An 18,648-nucleotide genomic window follows, 5' to 3' on the forward strand; every position below is an offset into this window, starting at 1 on the left:
CAGGAGCTTACATCAGTAAGCGACTGGGGTGAGCGCGCGAAGTCAACGCACCTGCGGCGTGAAGGATGACGGGGATTTATTCGTCGTCGTATTGGGGGCCCGCGTAATTATCAAACCGCGACCACTGCCCGTTAAACGTCAGACGCACCGTACCAATTGGTCCGTTACGCTGCTTACCAATAATGATTTCCGCGATCCCTTTCAGATCGCTGTTCTCGTGATACACCTCATCACGGTAGATAAACATAATTAAGTCGGCGTCCTGTTCGATGGAGCCGGATTCACGCAGGTCGGAGTTAACCGGGCGTTTATCGGCGCGCTGTTCCAGCGAGCGGTTAAGCTGGGAGAGCGCCACGACCGGCACCTGCAACTCTTTCGCCAGCGCTTTCAGCGAGCGGGAGATTTCGGCAATTTCCAGGGTACGGTTGTCGGACAGCGACGGCACGCGCATCAGTTGCAGGTAGTCGATCATAATCAGGCTTAACCCGCCGTGCTCGCGGAAAATACGCCGCGCGCGGGAGCGCACTTCGGTCGGCGTCAGGCCGGAGGAGTCGTCAATATACATATTGCGCTTCTCAAGCAGGATGCCCATGGTGCCGGAAATCCGCGCCCAGTCCTCGTCATCCAGCTGGCCGGTACGGATGCGCGTCTGGTCCACGCGCGACAGCGATGCCAGCATACGCATCATAATCTGCTCGCCGGGCATCTCCAGGCTGAAAATCAGCACCGGTTTATCCTGTAACATCGCCGCGTTTTCGCACAGGTTCATGGCGAAGGTGGTTTTACCCATTGAAGGACGTGCCGCCACGATAATCAGGTCGGAACGCTGCAACCCGGCGGTTTTCTTGTTCAGATCCTGATAGCCGGTATCTACCCCGGTCACGCCGTCATGCGGCTGCTGGTAGAGCGTTTCGATACGCGCCACCGTCGCCTCAAGGATCTGATCGATGCTTTTCGGGCCTTCGTCTTTATTGGCGCGGTTTTCGGCAATCTGGAACACCCGCGACTCCGCCAGGTCCAGCAGATCTTCGCTGCTGCGCCCTTGCGGATCGAAACCGGCGTCGGCGATTTCATTGGCGACGGAGATCATGTCGCGCACTACCGCGCGTTCGCGCACGATGTCGGCGTAAGCGCTGATGTTCGCCGCGCTCGGCGTGTTTTTCGATAACTCCGCCAGATAGGCGAAGCCGCCGACGCTATCAAGCTGCCCCTGCTGCTCTAACGATTCGGACAGCGTAATCAGGTCGATGGGTTTGCCCATCTCCTGCAAACGGTGCATTTCGGTAAAGATATGGCGATGCGGGCGGGTATAGAAATCCTCTGCCACGACGCGTTCGGCCACGTCGTCCCAGCGTTCGTTATCCAGCATTAAACCACCCAACACCGACTGTTCCGCTTCAATCGAATGCGGGGGGATTTTCAACCCGGCGACTTGCGGATCGCGAGGCTCAGTAGGTTTGTTGAAGGGTTTATTTCCTGCCATAGTGAATGGAGTTACCGAGTTAGATTAGGGGGACGGGCATTATATACCCTGTGTATCACGCGCAAAACAGATATGCCGCCTGATTTCACGGGATACCCGCGCCCAAACGATATGACAGCGGAGGATACATGGCAATACGCATTGAGTTTCAAAAGCATGGCGGCCCCGACGTGCTCAAAGCGGTTGAGTTCACCCCTGGCGACCCGGCGGAAAATGAAGTCCAGGTCGAGAATAAAGCCATCGGCATTAATTATATCGATACCTATATCCGTAGCGGGTTGTATCCGCCGCCGGCGTTGCCCAGCGGGCTGGGAACCGAAGCCGCTGGCATAGTGAGTAAAGTCGGCAAAGGCGTCACTCATATCAAAGCGGGGGATCGGGTGGTGTACGCCCAGTCGTCCCTTGGGGCCTACAGCGACGTGCACAACGTGCCGGCGGATAAAGTCGCGCTACTGCCCGACGCCATCTCTTATGAGCAGGCTGCCGCATCGTTCCTGAAGGGGCTGACGGTGTTCTATCTGCTGCGCAAAACCTATGAAATCAAACCGGACGAGCCGTTTCTGTTCCACGCGGCGGCGGGCGGCGTAGGGTTGATTGCCTGCCAGTGGGCTAAAGCACTGGGTTCAAAACTGATCGGCACCGTGGGTTCCGCGCAAAAAGCGGAACGCGCCAAACAGGCGGGCGCCTGGCAGGTCATTAACTATAAGGAAGAGAGCATCGTTGAGCGGGTACGCGAAATTACCGGCGGGAAAAAGGTGCGGGTGGTTTACGACTCGGTGGGCAAAGAGACCTGGGAAGCCTCTCTGGATTGCTTACAGCGCCGCGGCCTGATGGTCAGCTTCGGCAACGCCTCCGGGCCGGTCACCGGCGTTAATCTCGGCATTCTCAATCAGAAAGGTTCGCTGTTTGTTACCCGACCTTCATTGAACGGCTACGTTACCAGCCGCGCTGAGCTGGAAGAAGCCAGCAACGAGCTCTTCTCGCTGATCGCCAGCGGCGTGATTAAAGTGGATGTTGCGCCGGAGCAGCGCTTTGCGTTGAAGGATGCGCAAAAAGCCCATGAGACGCTGGAAAGCCGGGCAACCCAGGGTTCCAGCTTATTGATCCCTTAGAAAGAATTAGGGCTTCCCGCAGGAAGCCCTTTCTTTTTATAGTTCGCGCCGTATGTAGGGTACAGCTGCGATGAATTCGTTAACCCGTGCATACTGACAGATTAACCCTTCAATGCCTACGCGGCCCCCCGAATAATTCCTCACGGGATCATCAGGTTGTGACCCATGCCGCAATACTTAGTAACGCCAACGGTTGTTGCGCTGATAAAGCGGAAGCTTCGGCTGTTTTATCGTCCGTACCACCCAGACAATGGCGACCGCCAGCAATAACCAGGGCAGCACCTTAAAAATGATGGCGAATAAACCGCCAACAAACATTAACGCCGTCGCCACTGCCAGCGCCGCCAGGATACCGAGCAGCGACACGCCGGTCACCAGCAGCATCACAAAAAAACCTGACACGAACAAAATTTCCAGCATGGCTTTCTCTCCCAATAAAATACGTTCCTGAGAGAGTGGTTACAAAAAACATGCCAGAATTAACGCTTTGATTTTAAAAAGCAACGCCCCGTCGCGATGGACGAGGCGTAGCGAATTTGACCATTTTTTAGCGAATTTATTGCGGGTTAGCGACTTTCTGCAATGCGCGCTCCAGCACCTCGATGTCTGCCCCGGCCTTATGAGCGTTTTCGCTTAAATAGCGACGCCACTGGCGCGCGCCGGGCACGCCCTGGAACAGCCCGAGCATATGACGGGTGATGTGGCCAAGATACGCGCCCTGACTCAGTTCGCGTTCAATATAGGGATACATGGCGCGCACTACCGCAACCGGATCGGGTAATACGCTATCAACGCCAAAAATGTCCTTATCTACCGCCGCCAGCATTCCCGGATTTTGATACGCCTCCCGCCCAACCATCACGCCATCCATATGTTCCAGATGCGCTTTCGCCTGCTCCAGTGAAGTGATACCGCCGTTGATCGACATCGTCAGATGCGGGAAGTCACGCTTCAGTTGATACACGCGCGGATAATCGAGCGGCGGGATTTCGCGGTTTTCCTTTGGGCTCAGGCCGGAAAGCCAGGCTTTACGGGCATGGATGATAAACATCTCGCACTCGCCTTTGCCTGACACGGTGTTGATAAAATCACACAGGAATTCATAGCTGTCCTGATCATCTATGCCGATGCGAGTTTTTACGGTGACAGGAATAGCGACCACATCGCGCATCGCTTTAATGCAGTCCGCCACCAGTTGCGCATTACCCATCAGGCACGCGCCGAACATGCCGTTCTGTACGCGGTCAGACGGGCAACCGACGTTAAGGTTGATCTCATCGTAACCGCGCGCTTCAGCCAGTTTTGCACACTGCGCAAGGGCTGCCGGATCGCTGCCGCCGAGCTGCAGCGCCACCGGATGCTCTTCCTCGCTGTATGCCAGGTAGTCGCCTTTGCCGTGGATAATCGCCCCGGTGGTCACCATTTCGGTATACAGCAGCGTATGGCGCGACAGCAGGCGTAAGAAATAACGGCAGTGCCTGTCGGTCCAGTCGAGCATCGGCGCGATGGAAAAGCGGTGAGCGGCAAAAGCGGTGGATTGAGATTCTGGCAGCATAGTCAAACGATGGCGTATCAGGTTAAAAAAGGGGCGACACTATACCACACTCTGGAAAAATGGGCGGAACGACGCCACTCCGCCCTGTGATTTTAGAATGTCACCTTAAGTTGCGCCCCTGCGCCCCAGGTCTCTTTCTCGCCGACAATGCCGGTTAAATCGATATGTACCCGATTGAATGGCGAGAAGCCCAGACCCGCGGTAAAGACGTCATTGTCGTTGCCTTTGATATCCGCGCGATAACCGGCGCGCACCGCCAGCCAGGAGAGCGGCCGCACTTCCGCGCCCACGCCAGCGTACTGACTGTTTTCCTCGCTTTTGAATCCTTTGGTTTCAGTGAGATCGCCGTCAGCGGTTAAGGTGACTCTCTCTGTGTTCCAGGCGACGCCTGCCGTGACCAACGGTGCTATCTGGTAAGTATCGCGATAACCGTTAACCACTTTCGTATCGATATTACGGGAAACGAGATTTTGGCCGCTTAAACCCACGGTAAAGTTTTCGCCGAAGTCGGCGGCTAAACCGGCGTCGATGTTAAAACCTGTGTCATCAGTACGGTAACGGCTGTTATTCCAGTCGCTGCTTTCATAAGCGTAGATCGGCACGCTGTAGTTATACAGCCAGGTTTTTTGCAGTTTTGGCGTAACGCCAAACGATACCGGCACGTCGCCGATTTCAAACTGTTTGGCAAAGGCGACGCCGTAATCCGAGACAATCGCCGCACGCCCAAATCCGGTGGAATTGAGATTGTCGGTAATGCGATCGGTACCGTTAATAATGGCGTCTGTCGCCACCGCTGCGGCCCGTAAATCGCTGCCCTCAATACCACGCAGGTAGGAGATATCGTCAGGATCTATCCAGGAGCTCACCCTTGCATGGGCATACCCCTTAGCCATAAAGGCCACTGACAACACATCGTTGGGAATACTGACGGCAAAGCCCACGCCAGCACGCGCGGTGGCGACTTTTCCCTTCAGATCTTCCAGTTGGTTCGCCAGTTCGCCAGCAGCATTCTGGAATTCCTGAAGTGACTGGTTAATGTTCAGCAGGTCTTCCGGGCCAAAATCATCAATAACATCCTGGTAGTAATTAATGCGATCGCTGATGTCATCTATCTGATCCTGAAGATTATCTTTATCGCTGATTTGCGCCCCCACCGAGGGGAAAATAACGGTGACGTCATCTTCAGGTTTTGCCTTTGCCAGTAACGCCGGGTTGATTAACACGCCACTGCCATAATGCGCTGAGGCGACCCCCGTTCCCCCCATCGCGTCACCACGCGCTTCCGTCCAGGTATTGGCCGCACTGGCCTCATTTGCCACCAGCAGCGAAACCGCTGCAGTCACCATCGATACTTATATTTTTTTCACAGTAGTCCGTCTCGTCATAGGTTGCATAACAGATGCTGTGTCCCTGCACAGCGGAGAACGATTGCTGCGTATAACTCGATGAGAAACAGGCCTTTTGGCCCATGAAGCGTGATGCCGCCTTCTGGCGGCTCCTGTTTATTATTTGTGAGACCTAATACTTATAGATGATATTTATGCTTAGCGAGCTAATATCATTCAAATGGATTAAAACCGCATTCAACAGGTGCCAGCAAGCAGTCGGCGTTTTGAGCGGTTCGTGATAAAATAGCCGTTTTACGAGCCTCTGGGGATGCTGATGGAAACGACGACGTCACAACATATGCTTGCCCTGGCGGAAAACCTCTGCCAGCAACGAAACGTACGCCTGACGCCGCAGCGCCTCGAAGTGTTGCGTTTAATGACTCTACAAAAAGGCGCCATCAGCGCTTATGACTTGTTGGATTTGCTGCGCGAAACCGAGCCACAGGCTAAACCGCCAACGGTATACCGGGCGCTGGATTTCCTGCTGGAGCAAGGATTTGTCCATAAGGTTGAATCCACCAACAGCTATGTGCTGTGTCATTTATTTGATCAGCCGACGCATACCTCAGCGATGTTCATTTGCGACCGCTGCGGCGTGGTGAAAGAGCAGAGCGCGCAGGGCGTAGAAACGATTATGGATGCGCTCGCCGCAGAAATGGGCTTTACGCTACGCCATAACGTGATTGAAGCGCACGGATTGTGCTCAGGCTGCAAAGAGATAGAAGCGTGCCGTCATCCGGAACATTGCGGGCACGATCATTCTGTTCAGGTTAAAAAGCGTGGGAAGTAAGCGGTAAACGGTACGTCCTTGTACCTGGGCAGGGTAGCCATGAGGGTGACTGACCTGAGAAACGTCAGGATTACCAGCGGTAATCGTTACGGGTTTCCCAGTCTTTCACTTCGTTCTCTGCCTGATCTTTCTCGTATCCATAGCGTTCCTGGATTTTCCCTACGAGCTGATCGCGTTTACCTTCGATAACGGTCATATCGTCGTCAGTGAGTTTACCCCACTGCTCTTTCATTTTACCTTTGAACTGTTTCCAGTTACCGCCGACTTCGTCTTTATTCATGATGTAGTCCTCATCGTTCGGTTATAAACGCTAAATGTTTATCGTCCGTGTTTAACAGTTATTATCTGCTGGACGTGATAATGAGTTTAGTCGACCATTCCGACTCGTTTGGTATATTCAGAATCTTTAACCAGGCGCGAGAGTGAAAAACGGTCAGCGGTGATATAAATATTTTATATATCAGAGTGATAAACATTAATTAAATCAGGGTCAGTAGATGTAACTAACCATGACCCGGCTCGTTGAACCAGCTATTACGCTGCCAGTGACGGCGCCAGATCAGCCATAGCGACAGGCCGCGCAGCGCCAGGAATACCGCTACCGCCAGCCACAGCCCGTGATTCCCCAGCCAGGGTAAAGAAATTAACGTTACGCCAAAACCCAGCGCTGCCACGGCCATGCTGTTACGCATTTCTGCGCCCCGGGTGGCACCGATAAACATACCGTCCAGCAGATAGCACCACACGCCGACCAGCGGCAGCACTACCTGCCAGGCCAGATAGCGATCGGCCTGCTGCTGCAGAACCGGCAACGAGGTGAGCAGCGCAACAATGTGCTCGCCCCACAGCGCATAAAGCGCGGCGAACATCAACGCGACCAGCCCCGCCTGGCGGCAGGCAGCATGCCAGACCTTAATAAGCTGGTTGCTGTTGCCTGCGCCATAGGCCTGCCCGGAATGGGCCTCCACCGCATAGGCAAAACCGTCCAGCGCATAGGCCGTAAAGGTCAGTAGGGTCATCAATACGGCATTCACCGCCACAATATCGCTGCCCATCCGCGCCCCTAAAATCGTGACGCTGGCGAAGCAGATTTGCAGCAGCAGCGAGCGCAGCATGATGTCGCGATTTAACGCCAGTAATCGCCAGATATCGCCACGCCAGGCGGAGAGCAGCATCGTCGGGTCAACGCCCCGCAGTTTCATCACGTGCCAGACCATCATCAGCCCGACGAATAACGTGATGTATTCCGCCACCAGGGTCGCGAGCGCCGCGCCCTGCACGTTCATATCCAGCCCTACCACCAGCCACAAATCGAGCGCGATATTCAGCACATTGCCGACGATCAGCAGGATCACCGGGGCTCGCGCGTACTGCACGCCCAGCAGCCAGCCTAACAGCACCAGATTTGCCAGCGTCGCTGGCGCGCTTAGCCAGCGGATTTCAAGAAAACGCCGCGCCTGACGTAAAACCTCTTCGCTACCGCCGACAATATGCAGCGCCAGATCGATAAGCGGCGTGCGCAGCAGCATAATGGCAGCCCCCGCCAGCAACGCCAGCAGCAGCGGCTGCACCAGCGCACGCGCCATTGCCTGGGGGTTTTTTGCGCCAAATGCCTGGGCAGTTAACCCGGTGGTGCTCATGCGTAAAAACAGCAGCAGCATAAACAGGAAGCTGGTCGCGGTCGCGCCAATGGCGACGCCAGCTAAATAAACGGGGCTATCGAGATGGCCGATAACGGCGGTATCCACCAGGCCCAGCAGCGGCACGGTGATATTGGAGAAGATCATTGGCAGCGCCAGGCGCCACAATGCTTTATCAGCAGACGTGAAAAATGGCATGACGCAATCCGTAGCGGTAACGTGTATCTGTAAAAAGCAAAAAGCCGTAACGCGGCGCGCTACGGCTTCAAATCAGGCAAAAGGACTTACAGCCACTCGCCGTTGCGGATGACGCCCACGGCAAGGCCTTCGATTGAAAAAGCCTGCTGGCGCAGGTCAACAACGATCGGGGAGAATTCGCTGTTTTCTGGCAGCAGTTGCACCGTATTGCCCTGTTTGTTCAGGCGTTTAACAGTGACTTCATCGTCAATGCGCGCCACCACCACCTGGCCGTTGCGCACATCCTGGGTTTTATGCACCGCGAGTAAATCACCGTCCATAATTCCGATATCTTTCATGGACATCCCGCTAACGCGCAGCAGGAAATCCGCGCTGGGCTTAAACAGACCCGGATCGACCTGATAATGCCCTTCAATATGCTGTTGAGCCAACAGCGGCTCGCCCGCAGCGACACGGCCTACCAGCGGTAAGCCTTCTTCCTCTTCCACCAGCAAACGCAGACCACGCGATGCGCCGGAGACGATTTCAATCACCCCTTTACGCGCCAGGGCTTTTAAGTGTTCTTCTGCAGCGTTAGGAGAACGAAAGCCCAGACGCTGTGCAATCTCCGCACGAGTGGGAGGCATGCCGGTTTGGCTGATGTGATCGCGAATAAGATCAAACACCTCTTGCTGTCTGGCCGTTAAACTTTTCATTCCGCCCCCTGGGTGCATATACAGTAATGCTGTGAGTATATACAGCTAACGGTGTTTTTGAAACCACAAAATGAGCAAATATCCGCATGTTAGCCGCATCTGGAAGAGTTATCGCAAATTTGACCAGAGCAATGTGCCCCAGGTGATCAGCGCCAGTAAAATAGCGAACAGCACTGCTGCTGACCCCATGTCTTTGGCACGCCCGGAGAGCTCATGAAATTCCGGGCCAATACGATCGACCACCGCTTCGATGGCACTGTTGAGGATCTCCACGATCATCACCAGGATAACGGAGCCAATCAGCAGCACACGGGTAATGGGATCAACGTCCAGCCAACAGGCGATGGCGATGGCGGCAATCGCCGCGACGCCTTCCTGACGAAATGCGGCTTCGTTCTTCCAGGCGGCGCGGATGCCTTTCCAGGAGTAACCTGCTGCTTTTATTATTCGTATCAACCCAGTGGTGTTATTCGCCATGAAAAGAAACCTTTTTAAAAAACGCGCATCAATAGCATTGAGCAACGAAACGTAAGCACCACAGATATTCCCGGTAGTTTCTGATATTCTTGCGGTGCAATTGCATTATTAACCAGAGGCTTTACATCGTTTATGTCCGGCTGGCCACGAATTTACTACAAATTACTTAATTTACCATTACGCGTACTGGTAAAAAGCAAATCCATTCCGGCGGATCCGTGCGCCGAACTGGGGCTCGATACCTCGCGCCCGATTATGTACGTTCTTCCGTACAACTCGAAAGCGGACTTACTGACGCTGCGTCAACAGTGTCTGGCGCATGATTTGCCCGACCCGCTGGAGCCGATTGAAATCGACGGCACGCTGTTGCCGCGCCATGTGTTTATTCACGGCGGGCCGCGGGTATTCACCTATTACACGCCGAAAGAAGAGTCGATTAAGCTGTTCCACGACTATCTCGATCTGCATCGCAGCAATCCGCTGCTTGACGTCCAGATGGTGCCGGTATCGGTGATGTTCGGGCGCGCGCCGGGCCGCGAAAAAGGCGAAGTAAACCCACCGCTGCGCATGCTCAACGGCGTGCAGAAATTTTTTGCCGTTTCCTGGTTAGGGCGCGACAGTTTTGTGCGCTTTTCGCCGTCGGTGTCGCTACGCCGTATGGCGGATGAGCACGGCACGGATAAAACCATCGCCCAGAAGCTGGCGCGTGTCGCGCGCATGCACTTCGCCCGTCAGCGTCTGGCTGCCGTCGGGCCGCGTTTGCCGGCGCGTCAGGATCTGTTTAATAAGCTGTTGGCTTCCAAAGCCATCGCCCGCGCGGTGGAAGACGAAGCGCGCAGCAAAAAAATCTCCCATGAAAAGGCCCAGCAGAATGCCGTGGCGTTGATGGAAGAGATTGCGGCAAACTTCTCCTACGAAACTATTCGTCTGATGGACCGCATTCTGGGCTTTACCTGGAACCGCCTGTATCAGGGCATTAACGTGCACAACGCCGAGCGGGTGCGCCAGCTGGCGCATGACGGTCACGAGCTGGTGTACGTTCCCTGCCACCGCAGCCATATGGACTATATGCTGCTCTCCTACGTGCTGTATCACCAGGGGTTGGTGCCGCCGCATATCGCTGCGGGCATTAACCTGAACTTCTGGCCAGCAGGCCCGATGTTCCGTCGCCTGGGCGCGTTCTTTATCCGCCGCACGTTTAAGGGCAACAAACTCTACTCCACGGTATTCCGCGAGTATCTGGGCGAACTGTTCAGCCGCGGCTATTCGGTGGAGTATTTCGTTGAAGGAGGCCGTTCCCGTACTGGCCGCCTGTTGGACCCGAAAACCGGCACCCTGTCGATGACCATCCAGGCCATGCTGCGCGGCGGTACGCGCCCGATTACGCTGATTCCGATCTACATCGGATATGAACACGTCATGGAAGTGGGCACCTATGCTAAAGAGCTGCGCGGCGCGACCAAAGAGAAAGAGAACTTCGCGAAAATGGTCAGCGGACTGAGCAAACTGCGCAACCTGGGCCAGGGCTACGTGAACTTCGGCGAGCCGATGCCGCTGACGACCTACCTCAACCAGCATGTGCCGGAATGGCGCGAATCCATCGATCCCATCGAAGCGATCCGCCCTGCCTGGCTCACGCCGACGGTGAACGCTATCGCCGCCGACCTGATGGTGCGCATCAACAACGCGGGCGCGGCAAACGCCATGAACCTGTGCTGTACCGCGCTGCTGGCGTCGCGTCAGCGTTCGCTCACCCGCGAGCAACTGACTGAACAGCTCGGCTGCTACCTGAGCCTGCTGCGCAACGTGCCCTACTCGCCGGATGCGACCACGCCTGCCCAGTCCGCTAACGAGCTGATTGAGCACGCGCTGCAAATGAATAAGTTTGAAGTCGAGAAAGACACCATCGGCGACATCATTATTCTGCCGCGCGAGCAGGCGGTATTGATGACCTACTACCGCAACAACATTCACCATATGCTGGTGCTGCCGTCGCTGCTGGCGGCCATGATTGCCCAGCATCGCCATATCACCCGTGAAGAGTTGCTGCGCCAGGTCGATGTGCTGTATCCGATGCTCAAGGCGGAACTGTTCCTGCGCTGGGAAAAAAGCGAGCTCGGCGCAGTGATTGATGCGCTGGTGAATGAGCTGTTGCAGCAGCAGTTGATCGTAGAAAACGGCGATAAATTGCAGCTTAACCCGGCCCGTTCACGCACGCTGCAACTGCTGGCGGCAGGGGTTCGCGAAACGCTGCAACGCTACGCAATCACCTTCTGGCTGCTGAGCGCCAATCCTTCCATCAACCGCGGTACGCTGGAGAAAGAGAGCCGCACCGTAGCACAGCGTCTGTCGGTGCTGCACGGGATTAACGCGCCGGAATTCTTCGACAAAGCGGTGTTCAGTACTCTGGTGTCCACCTTACGTGATGAAGGTTTTATCAGTGATACCGGCGATGCCGAACCGGCCCGCACCATGAAGGTCTACGAACTTCTGGCGGACCTGATTACCTCGGATATTCGGTTGACCATTGAAAGCGCAGCGGCTCAGGCGAACGACGCGTAAAGACAAAACAGGCGGGATTTCCCGCCTGTTTTTTTTAGACATGCTGATAACTGAACACCAGCCCGATAAACAACACTAAACCGACGTAGTTATTGTTCATAAACGCCTGGAAACAGGCCGCGCGCTCGCGATGGGCAATCAGCTTTTGTTGATAAGCAAACAGCCCGCCGGCAATCAGGATCGCCGCATAGAACACCGCACCCAGCCCGTTCAGCCAGCCTACCAGCGCCATCAGGCCCATCACCACCACCTGCAAAATACCGATAATCAGCTTGTCGTGGCGGCCAAACAGGATCGCCGTGGATTTAATGCCGATTTTCACATCGTCGTCGCGGTCGACCATGGCGTACTGCGTATCGTAAGCCACGGCCCAGCAGATATTGGCGATGAACAGCAGCCAGCAGCTAAGCGGCACGCTTTCACTCACGGCGGCGAACGCCATGGGGATCGACCAGCCGAACGCCGCGCCGAGCACCACCTGCGGCAGATGGGTATAGCGCTTCATAAACGGATAGACCCACGCCAGCGCCAGCGCCGCTACCGACAGCAAAATGGTCATGGTGTTGAGCGTCAGCACCAGCAGGAACGACAGCAACACCAGCCCGACAAACAGATTGCGCGCCTCTTTTTCCGTGACGGCGCCGCTCGGTAATGGGCGGTTGGCGGTACGCTTCACATGGCCGTCGAATTTACGATCGGCATAATCATTCACCACGCAGCCCGCTGCGCGCATCAGCCAGACACCCGCGACAAACACTGCCAGGATCCACAGCGGCGGCAGACCGGGGGTGGCAACCCACAGCGCCCACAGGGTCGGCCATAACAGTAACAGTGCGCCGATGGGTTTATCTGTACGCATCAGCCGGTGATAAGCCAGCAGCTTATTTTGCCTAAGGCTCCACTCCATTATTTTTCCTCCTGGTACAACGGCGACGCAGCCAGAAACAGTTCAGTCAGTAACAGCGGTTTACCGGATAACCGCAGGCGAGAACGGCGTCCCCATAAATTTTCGCTGCGCCCCACCTCAATATAGTCGCGCGTGAGCGTCGACTGGGTAAAAAGATAGCGGCCCAGCGGGGTTTCGCCCAGATGCTGCAACGCCAGTTCCGGCCCGCTCAATGTCGACTCCGGCACGACGGTGCGGCCAATCAGCCAGGGCTCGCCGTCGCCGCACAGCACGATTTCACGCAGCCAGTAGCGCGACGCCTGCGGCAGGCAGGCGCGTTCGTCCTCAGGCAATTCCGGCCCGATAAAGCCTTCATTGATAACATCGACATGCACTTTACGGCAAAATTGCTCGAAGCGTTTGGTCATCGAGTCTTCAAGCAGCAGCCAGTCGAGCAATTCGCTATCCAGCTCGGGAAGGGTGTCGAAAAAGGTCAGCGCACGCAGTGACGTGAGCGCAGGATGGGACATGTCTTGCTCTCCGGAACCAGGTCTTCCGGCATTGTAGCGCAGAAAGGCGCGAAGTTGGCGGAGGAAACGTCACCAATGACGATTTAGCGCAACAAATGTGCAACAAACGCGGCGGCAAATAAAAAAAGGTGCGCCGAAGCGCACCAACCTTACAAGCATCAACAATGCGGAGTGAATCACCCCTTGCCTTTTACACTGCTGATAAACGTTGAACGGGCGGAGGTAGAACCCAGACGCTCGGCTTCATTCAGCAGTTTCAGGGCCTTGTCGATATCCCCGCTGTTAACGGCCTGCTTAATGGCCTGATTAAAATAGTTTTCGGTGTCGTTTAATACCGGTTCGCTTTTCGCGGCAGGCGCGGGTGCCGGCGCGGCATGGGCCGGGGCGGATGCCGGGGCGGGTGCGGCATAGGCGGTTGTCGGTGCGGCGGTATTACCAACGGTAACCGGACCAGGGCCAGAGGAGCCGAACAGCGGCCCCACCAGGATGCTGGAGCCGGAAGAGGTTTTCACCTTCAGTTTTAGCGTGCCGTCAGTGGTATGACGGGCAATCGGGTCAGGAATATCCGGAATCGCATTGCCGGTGCCTTTGGCATAAGACTTGGCCGGGTCGAGTAATTTTGTGGTTTGTTGCAGGTCTTTATCCGTGGTGAACACCAGTAAATAGAGTTTTTGCTGCCCCAGCGCGGGGGTCAGTTTAATCACGCCCTCAAGACGATCGGCGGACATCACGCCCGGCTCCTGATAGGTAAAGTAACTGCTGGGGAAAAAGGCCGCAGGCGTTAAATTTTGATCTAAAACCAGCACGTTCGGCGCAAAGACGGACGTTTGCTTATCTACTTCGCTGGTCAGAGTGATCGTCAGTTCGCCGATATTCGCCGGTACGCTGTACGCAGCAACCGGCCCGGCAATGCCCGGCGCGTTCAGCGATTGACCGCTGGTCGCTAGGGTGGTGGTTTGGGTTTTGGACTGGTCGACAGGCGTCCATTGCAGTTGCTGCAATGACTGCGCCGGAAGCGCTGGCGCGGCAGAAACGTCCTGTGGAACCAGATTCACCGCTGCGAGGGTGGTGGCCGGTAGGCTTGCCAGTAAACCCGCAGAGAGACACAACGCGATTAAACTTTTATTCATTTTCATTGTTATAACCTCAAACGTGCGGGTAAGCGGGAGCCAGGCAATAGCGCGCTCACCCAGGACAGGCATGGTCAGACAGAGGGGCGTACGCCCCTCTTTGCTTTATGTATTAACGTTCTGTATTACCACCAGATTTCCATCTGAGCGCCGAAGGTCCACTCATCGTTATCGCCACGGCTGAAGGTGCGCGCGGAAGTATCCTGATAAGCGTAACCTGCGGTGTAGCCAGCGCCGGAATCGTTGTTAGCGTAGCCGAAGGACTCATCCCATTTGGCATAGGTCGCGAACACGCGGATTGCCGGGCGGGACCAGATGCTGTCGCCAGCCTGCCACTGTTGCGCCAGGGTCACTTTGACCTGGTCGTTAGTGGAGTCGGTGCGCTGGGATTTCACGTTGTCATAGCCCACTTCAAGCAGGGTGCTCATGATCGGCGTCCATTTGAACATCGGGCGCACGCCCACGGTCCACCAGCGGGTACCGTTGTTGTTGTCCAGATCGATATCCTGATACATACCGACGTACATCAGGTCCCAACGATCGCCCAGAGAAATGGCACCGTGGTCGATAAAGCGCAGCAGATGGCCGTCATTATTGAGGCTGGCGCCCTGCGGGATGCCTTTACCGTTAGAGGTCATGGAATCCAGACCGTACTGAACCACGAACTTGTTAAAGCCTTTCAGCATGCTCTGGGTATGCTCGGCGGTGAACAACCAACCGTCTTTTGATGCGCCAGGCTGCAGGTAATAGTCATCAGGGATGTTGGTGTGACCGTAGTCGACACCCAGTTCCAGTGTGCCGCCCGGGTTGATTTCCATGCCGGCTAAACGCACGTCGAACACATCGTTCGGCACGACGTTGTCATAAATACGGTTGCCGTCGGCATCAAAATCAGAGAATGCGGAAGAGCCGCCGGATTCAGAAGAACGGGTGGCAGCCAGAGAAAGTTTACCAAAGCCGAGATCGATGTTTTCCAGACCTGCGCCCGGGCCGGAGATATCCCAGTAGTAGAAGTCGATCATGTGAACGTCATGACGCTGGTAGAAGCGTTTACCGGCCCAAATAGTCGCACCCGGCAGCGCGTCAATCAGGTTTTTACCCTGGACGTTAGCCTCACGGAAAGCGGGGCTGGTGGATTCCCAGTCATTACGTTGTGATACGGAGTACGCCACGTTCGTGTCGAAGTAGAAGCTCTTATCGCCCTCTTTCCACACTTCCTGACCCAGTTTGAGTTCTGCGTAGGTTTCGCATTCGTTGCCCAGACGATATTTACTTTGAGCACCGGTGGCCTGGAAACATTCCTGCTCGCCGCCGCTGCCTGTCCAGCCAATACCGGAACGGGCGTAGCCTTTAAAATCAACGGCGCCTGCCTGGGCAGACAGGATGCCTGCCATAACGGCTACCGCCAGTGGGACTTTGCGCAGAGTAATCATCATTCTATCTCCTGAGATCATTGCTTTTCTTTGTACACATCGCCTTTCAGGTTGCTGCAACGCAGCGCGAAGGGTTTTGTGTCGTTTTTTATGGAATGCTTAAACGCCAGGCTCCTGGTGCAGACGACGACAGGCCGTACCATCCTCTCGGAACAAATGGCAACGCTCTGGCGGCAAGCCGATGGCGAATGTGGCACCCTCTTCTACCAACACCACGTCAGTCTGGCGGTAGACCAGGTTCTGACGAATGGCCGGAATTTGGATATGAATTTGCGTTTCGTGACCAAGCTGTTCGACTACCTGGACGTCGCCTTCCAGGGTGACGTCGGCGATTTCACTGGGCAGCAGATGTTCCGGGCGAATGCCCAGCGACATATTGGTCCCTGGCTGAACCCCCGCACTGTCGACCGGCAGCCAGATTTGCTGACGGTTCGGCAGTTCTACCTGCACCTGGTCGATAGCGGTGGCGGTAACTTTCACTGGTAAGAAATTCATCTTCGGCGAACCGATAAACCCGGCCACGAAGCGGTCCGCAGGGTAGTGATACAGCTCAAGCGGTTTACCCACCTGGGCGACGCGCCCGGCGTCCAGCACCACGATTTTGTCGGCGAGGGTCATGGCCTCAACCTGGTCGTGGGTGACGTAAATCATGGTGCGCTTCAGGCGCTTATGCAGACGGGAGATTTCGATGCGCATCTGCACGCGCAGCGCGGCATCCAGGTTAGAGAGCGGCTCATCCAGCAGAAACACGCGCGGTTCCGCCACCAGGGTACGGCCAATCGCCACGCGCTGACGCTGCCCGCCGGACAACGCTTTCGGACGGCGATCCAGCAAATGCGCCAGTTGCAGCGTTTCGGCGACCTGATTCACCCGCTGGTGGATGATTTCTTTCTTCGCCCCGGCCAGCTTCAGGCCGAAAGACATGTTCTCAGCCACCGACAGGTGCGGATACAGCGCATAGGACTGAAACACCATACCCACGCCGCGTTCGGCGGGCGGCACATCATTCACGCGTTTATCGCCAATCAATAAATCGCCGCTGGTAACCGTTTCCAGCCCGGCAATCATTCGCAGCAATGTCGATTTACCGCAGCCCGAGGGTCCGACGAACACCACAAACTCACCTTCATTGATATCAAGGTTGATATCCTTTGAGACCACCACATCGCCCCAGGCTTTCGTTACATTACGCAGCTGAACGCTTGCCATCCCCTTCTCCCTCAACAACTTGTCGCAACACTGCAAAACATCTTTATTGACTGACTATCCGTCATTAGGGGTGTGGGTGAATCCTCCACCCCCGCGCTTTTTAATGGGGGAGGAGACGGGAGGATGAGAGGAGCAGGACTGCCACCGCAGGCGCGACCCGCCTGGGAAAATCGTGATCGTGGCGTCAAAAAAGCGGGGTTTTTTATGTGCGCCAGTCCACATAACCTGGGGTTATGCAACAGAGATCACACAAGTGAGCCCAGGGGCGTAGCGTAAAGGAGGATGAGAAGCGCTTGTCAGATGCGCAGACTAAGCAGGGTAAAGCCACTACGTGTATCCACGTGCACATCACCAAAAAGGATGGGACATATGAAACTCAACACTGGCGCACGCATCCTCGCGTTGTCTGCACTGACAACGATGATGTTCTCCGCCTCTGCTCTCGCCAAGATAGAAGAAGGCAAACTGGTAATCTGGATCAACGGTGATAAAGGCTATAACGGCCTTGCCGAAGTGGGTAAGAAGTTCGAAAAAGACACCGGCATTAAAGTGACCGTAGAGCATCCGGATAAGCTGGAAGAGAAATATCCGCAGGTTGCGGCTACCGGTGATGGCCCGGATATCATTTTCTGGGCGCATGACCGTTTCGGGGGTTACGCGCAGTCTGGCTTACTGGCTGAAATCACGCCGGACAAAGCCTTCCAGGACAAACTGGTGCCTTTCGCCTGGGACGCGGTACGTTACAACGGCAAGCTGATTGCTTACCCGGTGGCGGTTGAATCCCTGTCGCTTATCTACAACAAAGATTTAGTCCCTAACCCGCCGAAAACCTGGGAAGAGATCCCGGCGCTGGATAAAGAACTCAAGGCCAAAGGTAAGAGCGCCCTGATGTTCAACCTGCAAGAGCCGTACTTCACCTGGCCGTTGATTGCGGCAGACGGCGGATACGCGTTTAAATTCGCCAACGGCAAATACGATGTGAAAGATGTCGGCGTGGACACTGCGGGCGCGAAAGCGGGCCTGACTTTCCTGGTCGACATGATCAAAAACAAACACATGAACGCCGATACCGATTACTCCATCGCTGAAGCCGCTTTTAACAAAGGCGAAACCGCCATGACCATCAACGGTCCGTGGGCGTGGACCAACATCGATAAGAGCAAAATCAACTACGGCGTTGCACAGCTTCCGACCTTCAAAGGCAAGCCGTCGAAACCGTTCGTCGGGGTTCTGAGCGCCGGTATCAATGCCGCCAGCCCGAACAAAGAGCTGGCGAAAGAGTTCCTGGAAAACTACCTGCTGACCGACGAAGGTCTGGCGGAAGTGAACAAGGATAAACCGCTGGGCGCTGTGGCGCTGAAATCCTATCAGGAACAGCTGGCGAAAGATCCGCGCATCGCCGCCACCATGGCGAATGCCGAGAAAGGCGAAATCATGCCGAACATTCCGCAGATGTCCGCCTTCTGGTATGCCGTTCGCACCGCAGTGATCAACGCCGTGAGCGGTCGTCAGACCGTGGACGAAGCGATGAAAGATGCGCAGGGCCGTATCACCAAGTAA

At 55.6% G+C, this 18,648-nt stretch carries 17 protein-coding genes; 4 read left to right on the forward strand and 13 right to left on the reverse strand.

Annotated elements, in window-relative coordinates; all coding sequences use genetic code 11:
• Positions 1-76: 76 nt before the first annotated feature.
• Positions 77-1,483 carry a replicative DNA helicase gene (gene dnaB, locus GV764_RS03725; RefSeq protein WP_161659040.1) on the reverse strand — a complete coding sequence of 469 codons (1,407 nt, stop codon included), beginning with the start codon at positions 1,481-1,483 and terminating at the stop codon, positions 77-79.
• Between the two features lie 128 nt (positions 1,484-1,611).
• On the opposite strand from dnaB, the gene GV764_RS03730 reads away from it, so the two are divergent.
• Positions 1,612-2,595, forward strand: coding sequence for a quinone oxidoreductase (locus GV764_RS03730; RefSeq protein WP_161659041.1), 984 nt, complete (start codon positions 1,612-1,614; stop codon positions 2,593-2,595).
• Between the two features lie 177 nt (positions 2,596-2,772).
• Here GV764_RS03730 and pspG read toward each other — a convergent pair whose 3' ends face one another.
• The 3 genes from pspG to GV764_RS03745 form a co-directional block, all read right to left on the reverse strand.
• A complete protein-coding gene (gene pspG / locus GV764_RS03735) occupies positions 2,773-3,015 on the reverse strand; it encodes an envelope stress response protein PspG (protein WP_161659042.1) in 243 nt (80 codons plus the stop codon).
• A 136-nt stretch (positions 3,016-3,151) separates the two neighbouring features.
• On the reverse strand, positions 3,152-4,150 hold the full coding sequence (gene dusA / locus GV764_RS03740) for a tRNA dihydrouridine(20/20a) synthase DusA (RefSeq protein WP_161659043.1): 999 nt from the start codon (positions 4,148-4,150) through the stop codon (positions 3,152-3,154).
• Between the two features lie 92 nt (positions 4,151-4,242).
• Positions 4,243-5,496 (reverse strand): conjugal transfer protein TraF, encoded by a 1,254-nt coding sequence (locus GV764_RS03745; RefSeq protein ID WP_161659044.1) that lies wholly within the window; start codon positions 5,494-5,496, stop codon positions 4,243-4,245.
• Between the two features lie 316 nt (positions 5,497-5,812).
• Here GV764_RS03745 and zur point away from each other — a divergent pair, with 316 nt between their 5' ends.
• A complete protein-coding gene (gene zur, locus GV764_RS03750; protein WP_161659045.1) occupies positions 5,813-6,328 on the forward strand; it encodes a zinc uptake transcriptional repressor Zur in 516 nt (171 codons plus the stop codon).
• 70 nt (positions 6,329-6,398) lie between these two features.
• Here zur and GV764_RS03755 read toward each other — a convergent pair whose 3' ends face one another.
• From GV764_RS03755 to GV764_RS03770, 4 genes are all read right to left on the reverse strand, one after another.
• Entirely contained in the window at positions 6,399-6,608 is a 210-nt protein-coding gene (locus GV764_RS03755) for a CsbD family protein (RefSeq protein WP_002438376.1), read from the reverse strand.
• Positions 6,609-6,831: 223 nt separating this feature from the next.
• On the reverse strand, positions 6,832-8,166 hold the full coding sequence (dinF, locus tag GV764_RS03760; protein WP_161659046.1) for an MATE family efflux transporter DinF: 1,335 nt from the start codon (positions 8,164-8,166) through the stop codon (positions 6,832-6,834).
• 86 nt (positions 8,167-8,252) lie between these two features.
• Positions 8,253-8,861 carry a transcriptional repressor LexA gene (gene lexA / locus GV764_RS03765; RefSeq protein WP_125294750.1) on the reverse strand — a complete coding sequence of 203 codons (609 nt, stop codon included), beginning with the start codon at positions 8,859-8,861 and terminating at the stop codon, positions 8,253-8,255.
• A gap of 108 nt (positions 8,862-8,969) precedes the next feature.
• The gene (locus GV764_RS03770; protein WP_161659047.1) at positions 8,970-9,338 is read right to left on the reverse strand and encodes a diacylglycerol kinase; all 369 of its coding nucleotides are present in this window, start codon (positions 9,336-9,338) and stop codon (positions 8,970-8,972) included.
• Between the two features lie 132 nt (positions 9,339-9,470).
• Between GV764_RS03770 and plsB the strand changes: the two genes are divergently transcribed.
• The gene (gene plsB / locus GV764_RS03775) at positions 9,471-11,900 is read left to right on the forward strand and encodes a glycerol-3-phosphate 1-O-acyltransferase PlsB (RefSeq protein ID WP_161659048.1); all 2,430 of its coding nucleotides are present in this window, start codon (positions 9,471-9,473) and stop codon (positions 11,898-11,900) included.
• 34 nt (positions 11,901-11,934) lie between these two features.
• On the opposite strand, the gene ubiA is transcribed toward plsB, so the two are convergent.
• From ubiA to malK, 5 genes are all read right to left on the reverse strand, one after another.
• The gene (ubiA, locus tag GV764_RS03780; RefSeq protein ID WP_161659049.1) at positions 11,935-12,807 is read right to left on the reverse strand and encodes a 4-hydroxybenzoate octaprenyltransferase; all 873 of its coding nucleotides are present in this window, start codon (positions 12,805-12,807) and stop codon (positions 11,935-11,937) included.
• Positions 12,807-13,316 (reverse strand): chorismate lyase, encoded by a 510-nt coding sequence (gene ubiC, locus GV764_RS03785; protein ID WP_161659050.1) that lies wholly within the window; start codon positions 13,314-13,316, stop codon positions 12,807-12,809. The genes ubiA and ubiC overlap by 1 nt, the downstream gene beginning before the upstream one ends.
• Positions 13,317-13,492: 176 nt before the next feature.
• Complete coding sequence (gene malM / locus GV764_RS03790; protein WP_161659051.1) at positions 13,493-14,452, reverse strand: maltose operon protein MalM; 960 nt, start codon at positions 14,450-14,452, stop codon at positions 13,493-13,495.
• Between the two features lie 119 nt (positions 14,453-14,571).
• Entirely contained in the window at positions 14,572-15,882 is a 1,311-nt protein-coding gene (locus GV764_RS03795) for a maltoporin (protein WP_161659052.1), read from the reverse strand.
• 96 nt (positions 15,883-15,978) lie between these two features.
• Positions 15,979-17,088, reverse strand: coding sequence for a maltose/maltodextrin ABC transporter ATP-binding protein MalK (gene malK, locus GV764_RS03800; protein WP_161659053.1), 1,110 nt, complete (start codon positions 17,086-17,088; stop codon positions 15,979-15,981).
• A 369-nt stretch (positions 17,089-17,457) separates the two neighbouring features.
• On the opposite strand from malK, the gene malE reads away from it, so the two are divergent.
• Positions 17,458-18,648, forward strand: coding sequence for a maltose/maltodextrin ABC transporter substrate-binding protein MalE (gene malE / locus GV764_RS03805; protein WP_161659054.1), 1,191 nt, complete (start codon positions 17,458-17,460; stop codon positions 18,646-18,648).

Source organism: Atlantibacter hermannii (assembly GCF_009907385.1).
GTDB classification, from domain to species: Bacteria; Pseudomonadota; Gammaproteobacteria; order Enterobacterales; family Enterobacteriaceae; genus Atlantibacter; species Atlantibacter hermannii_A.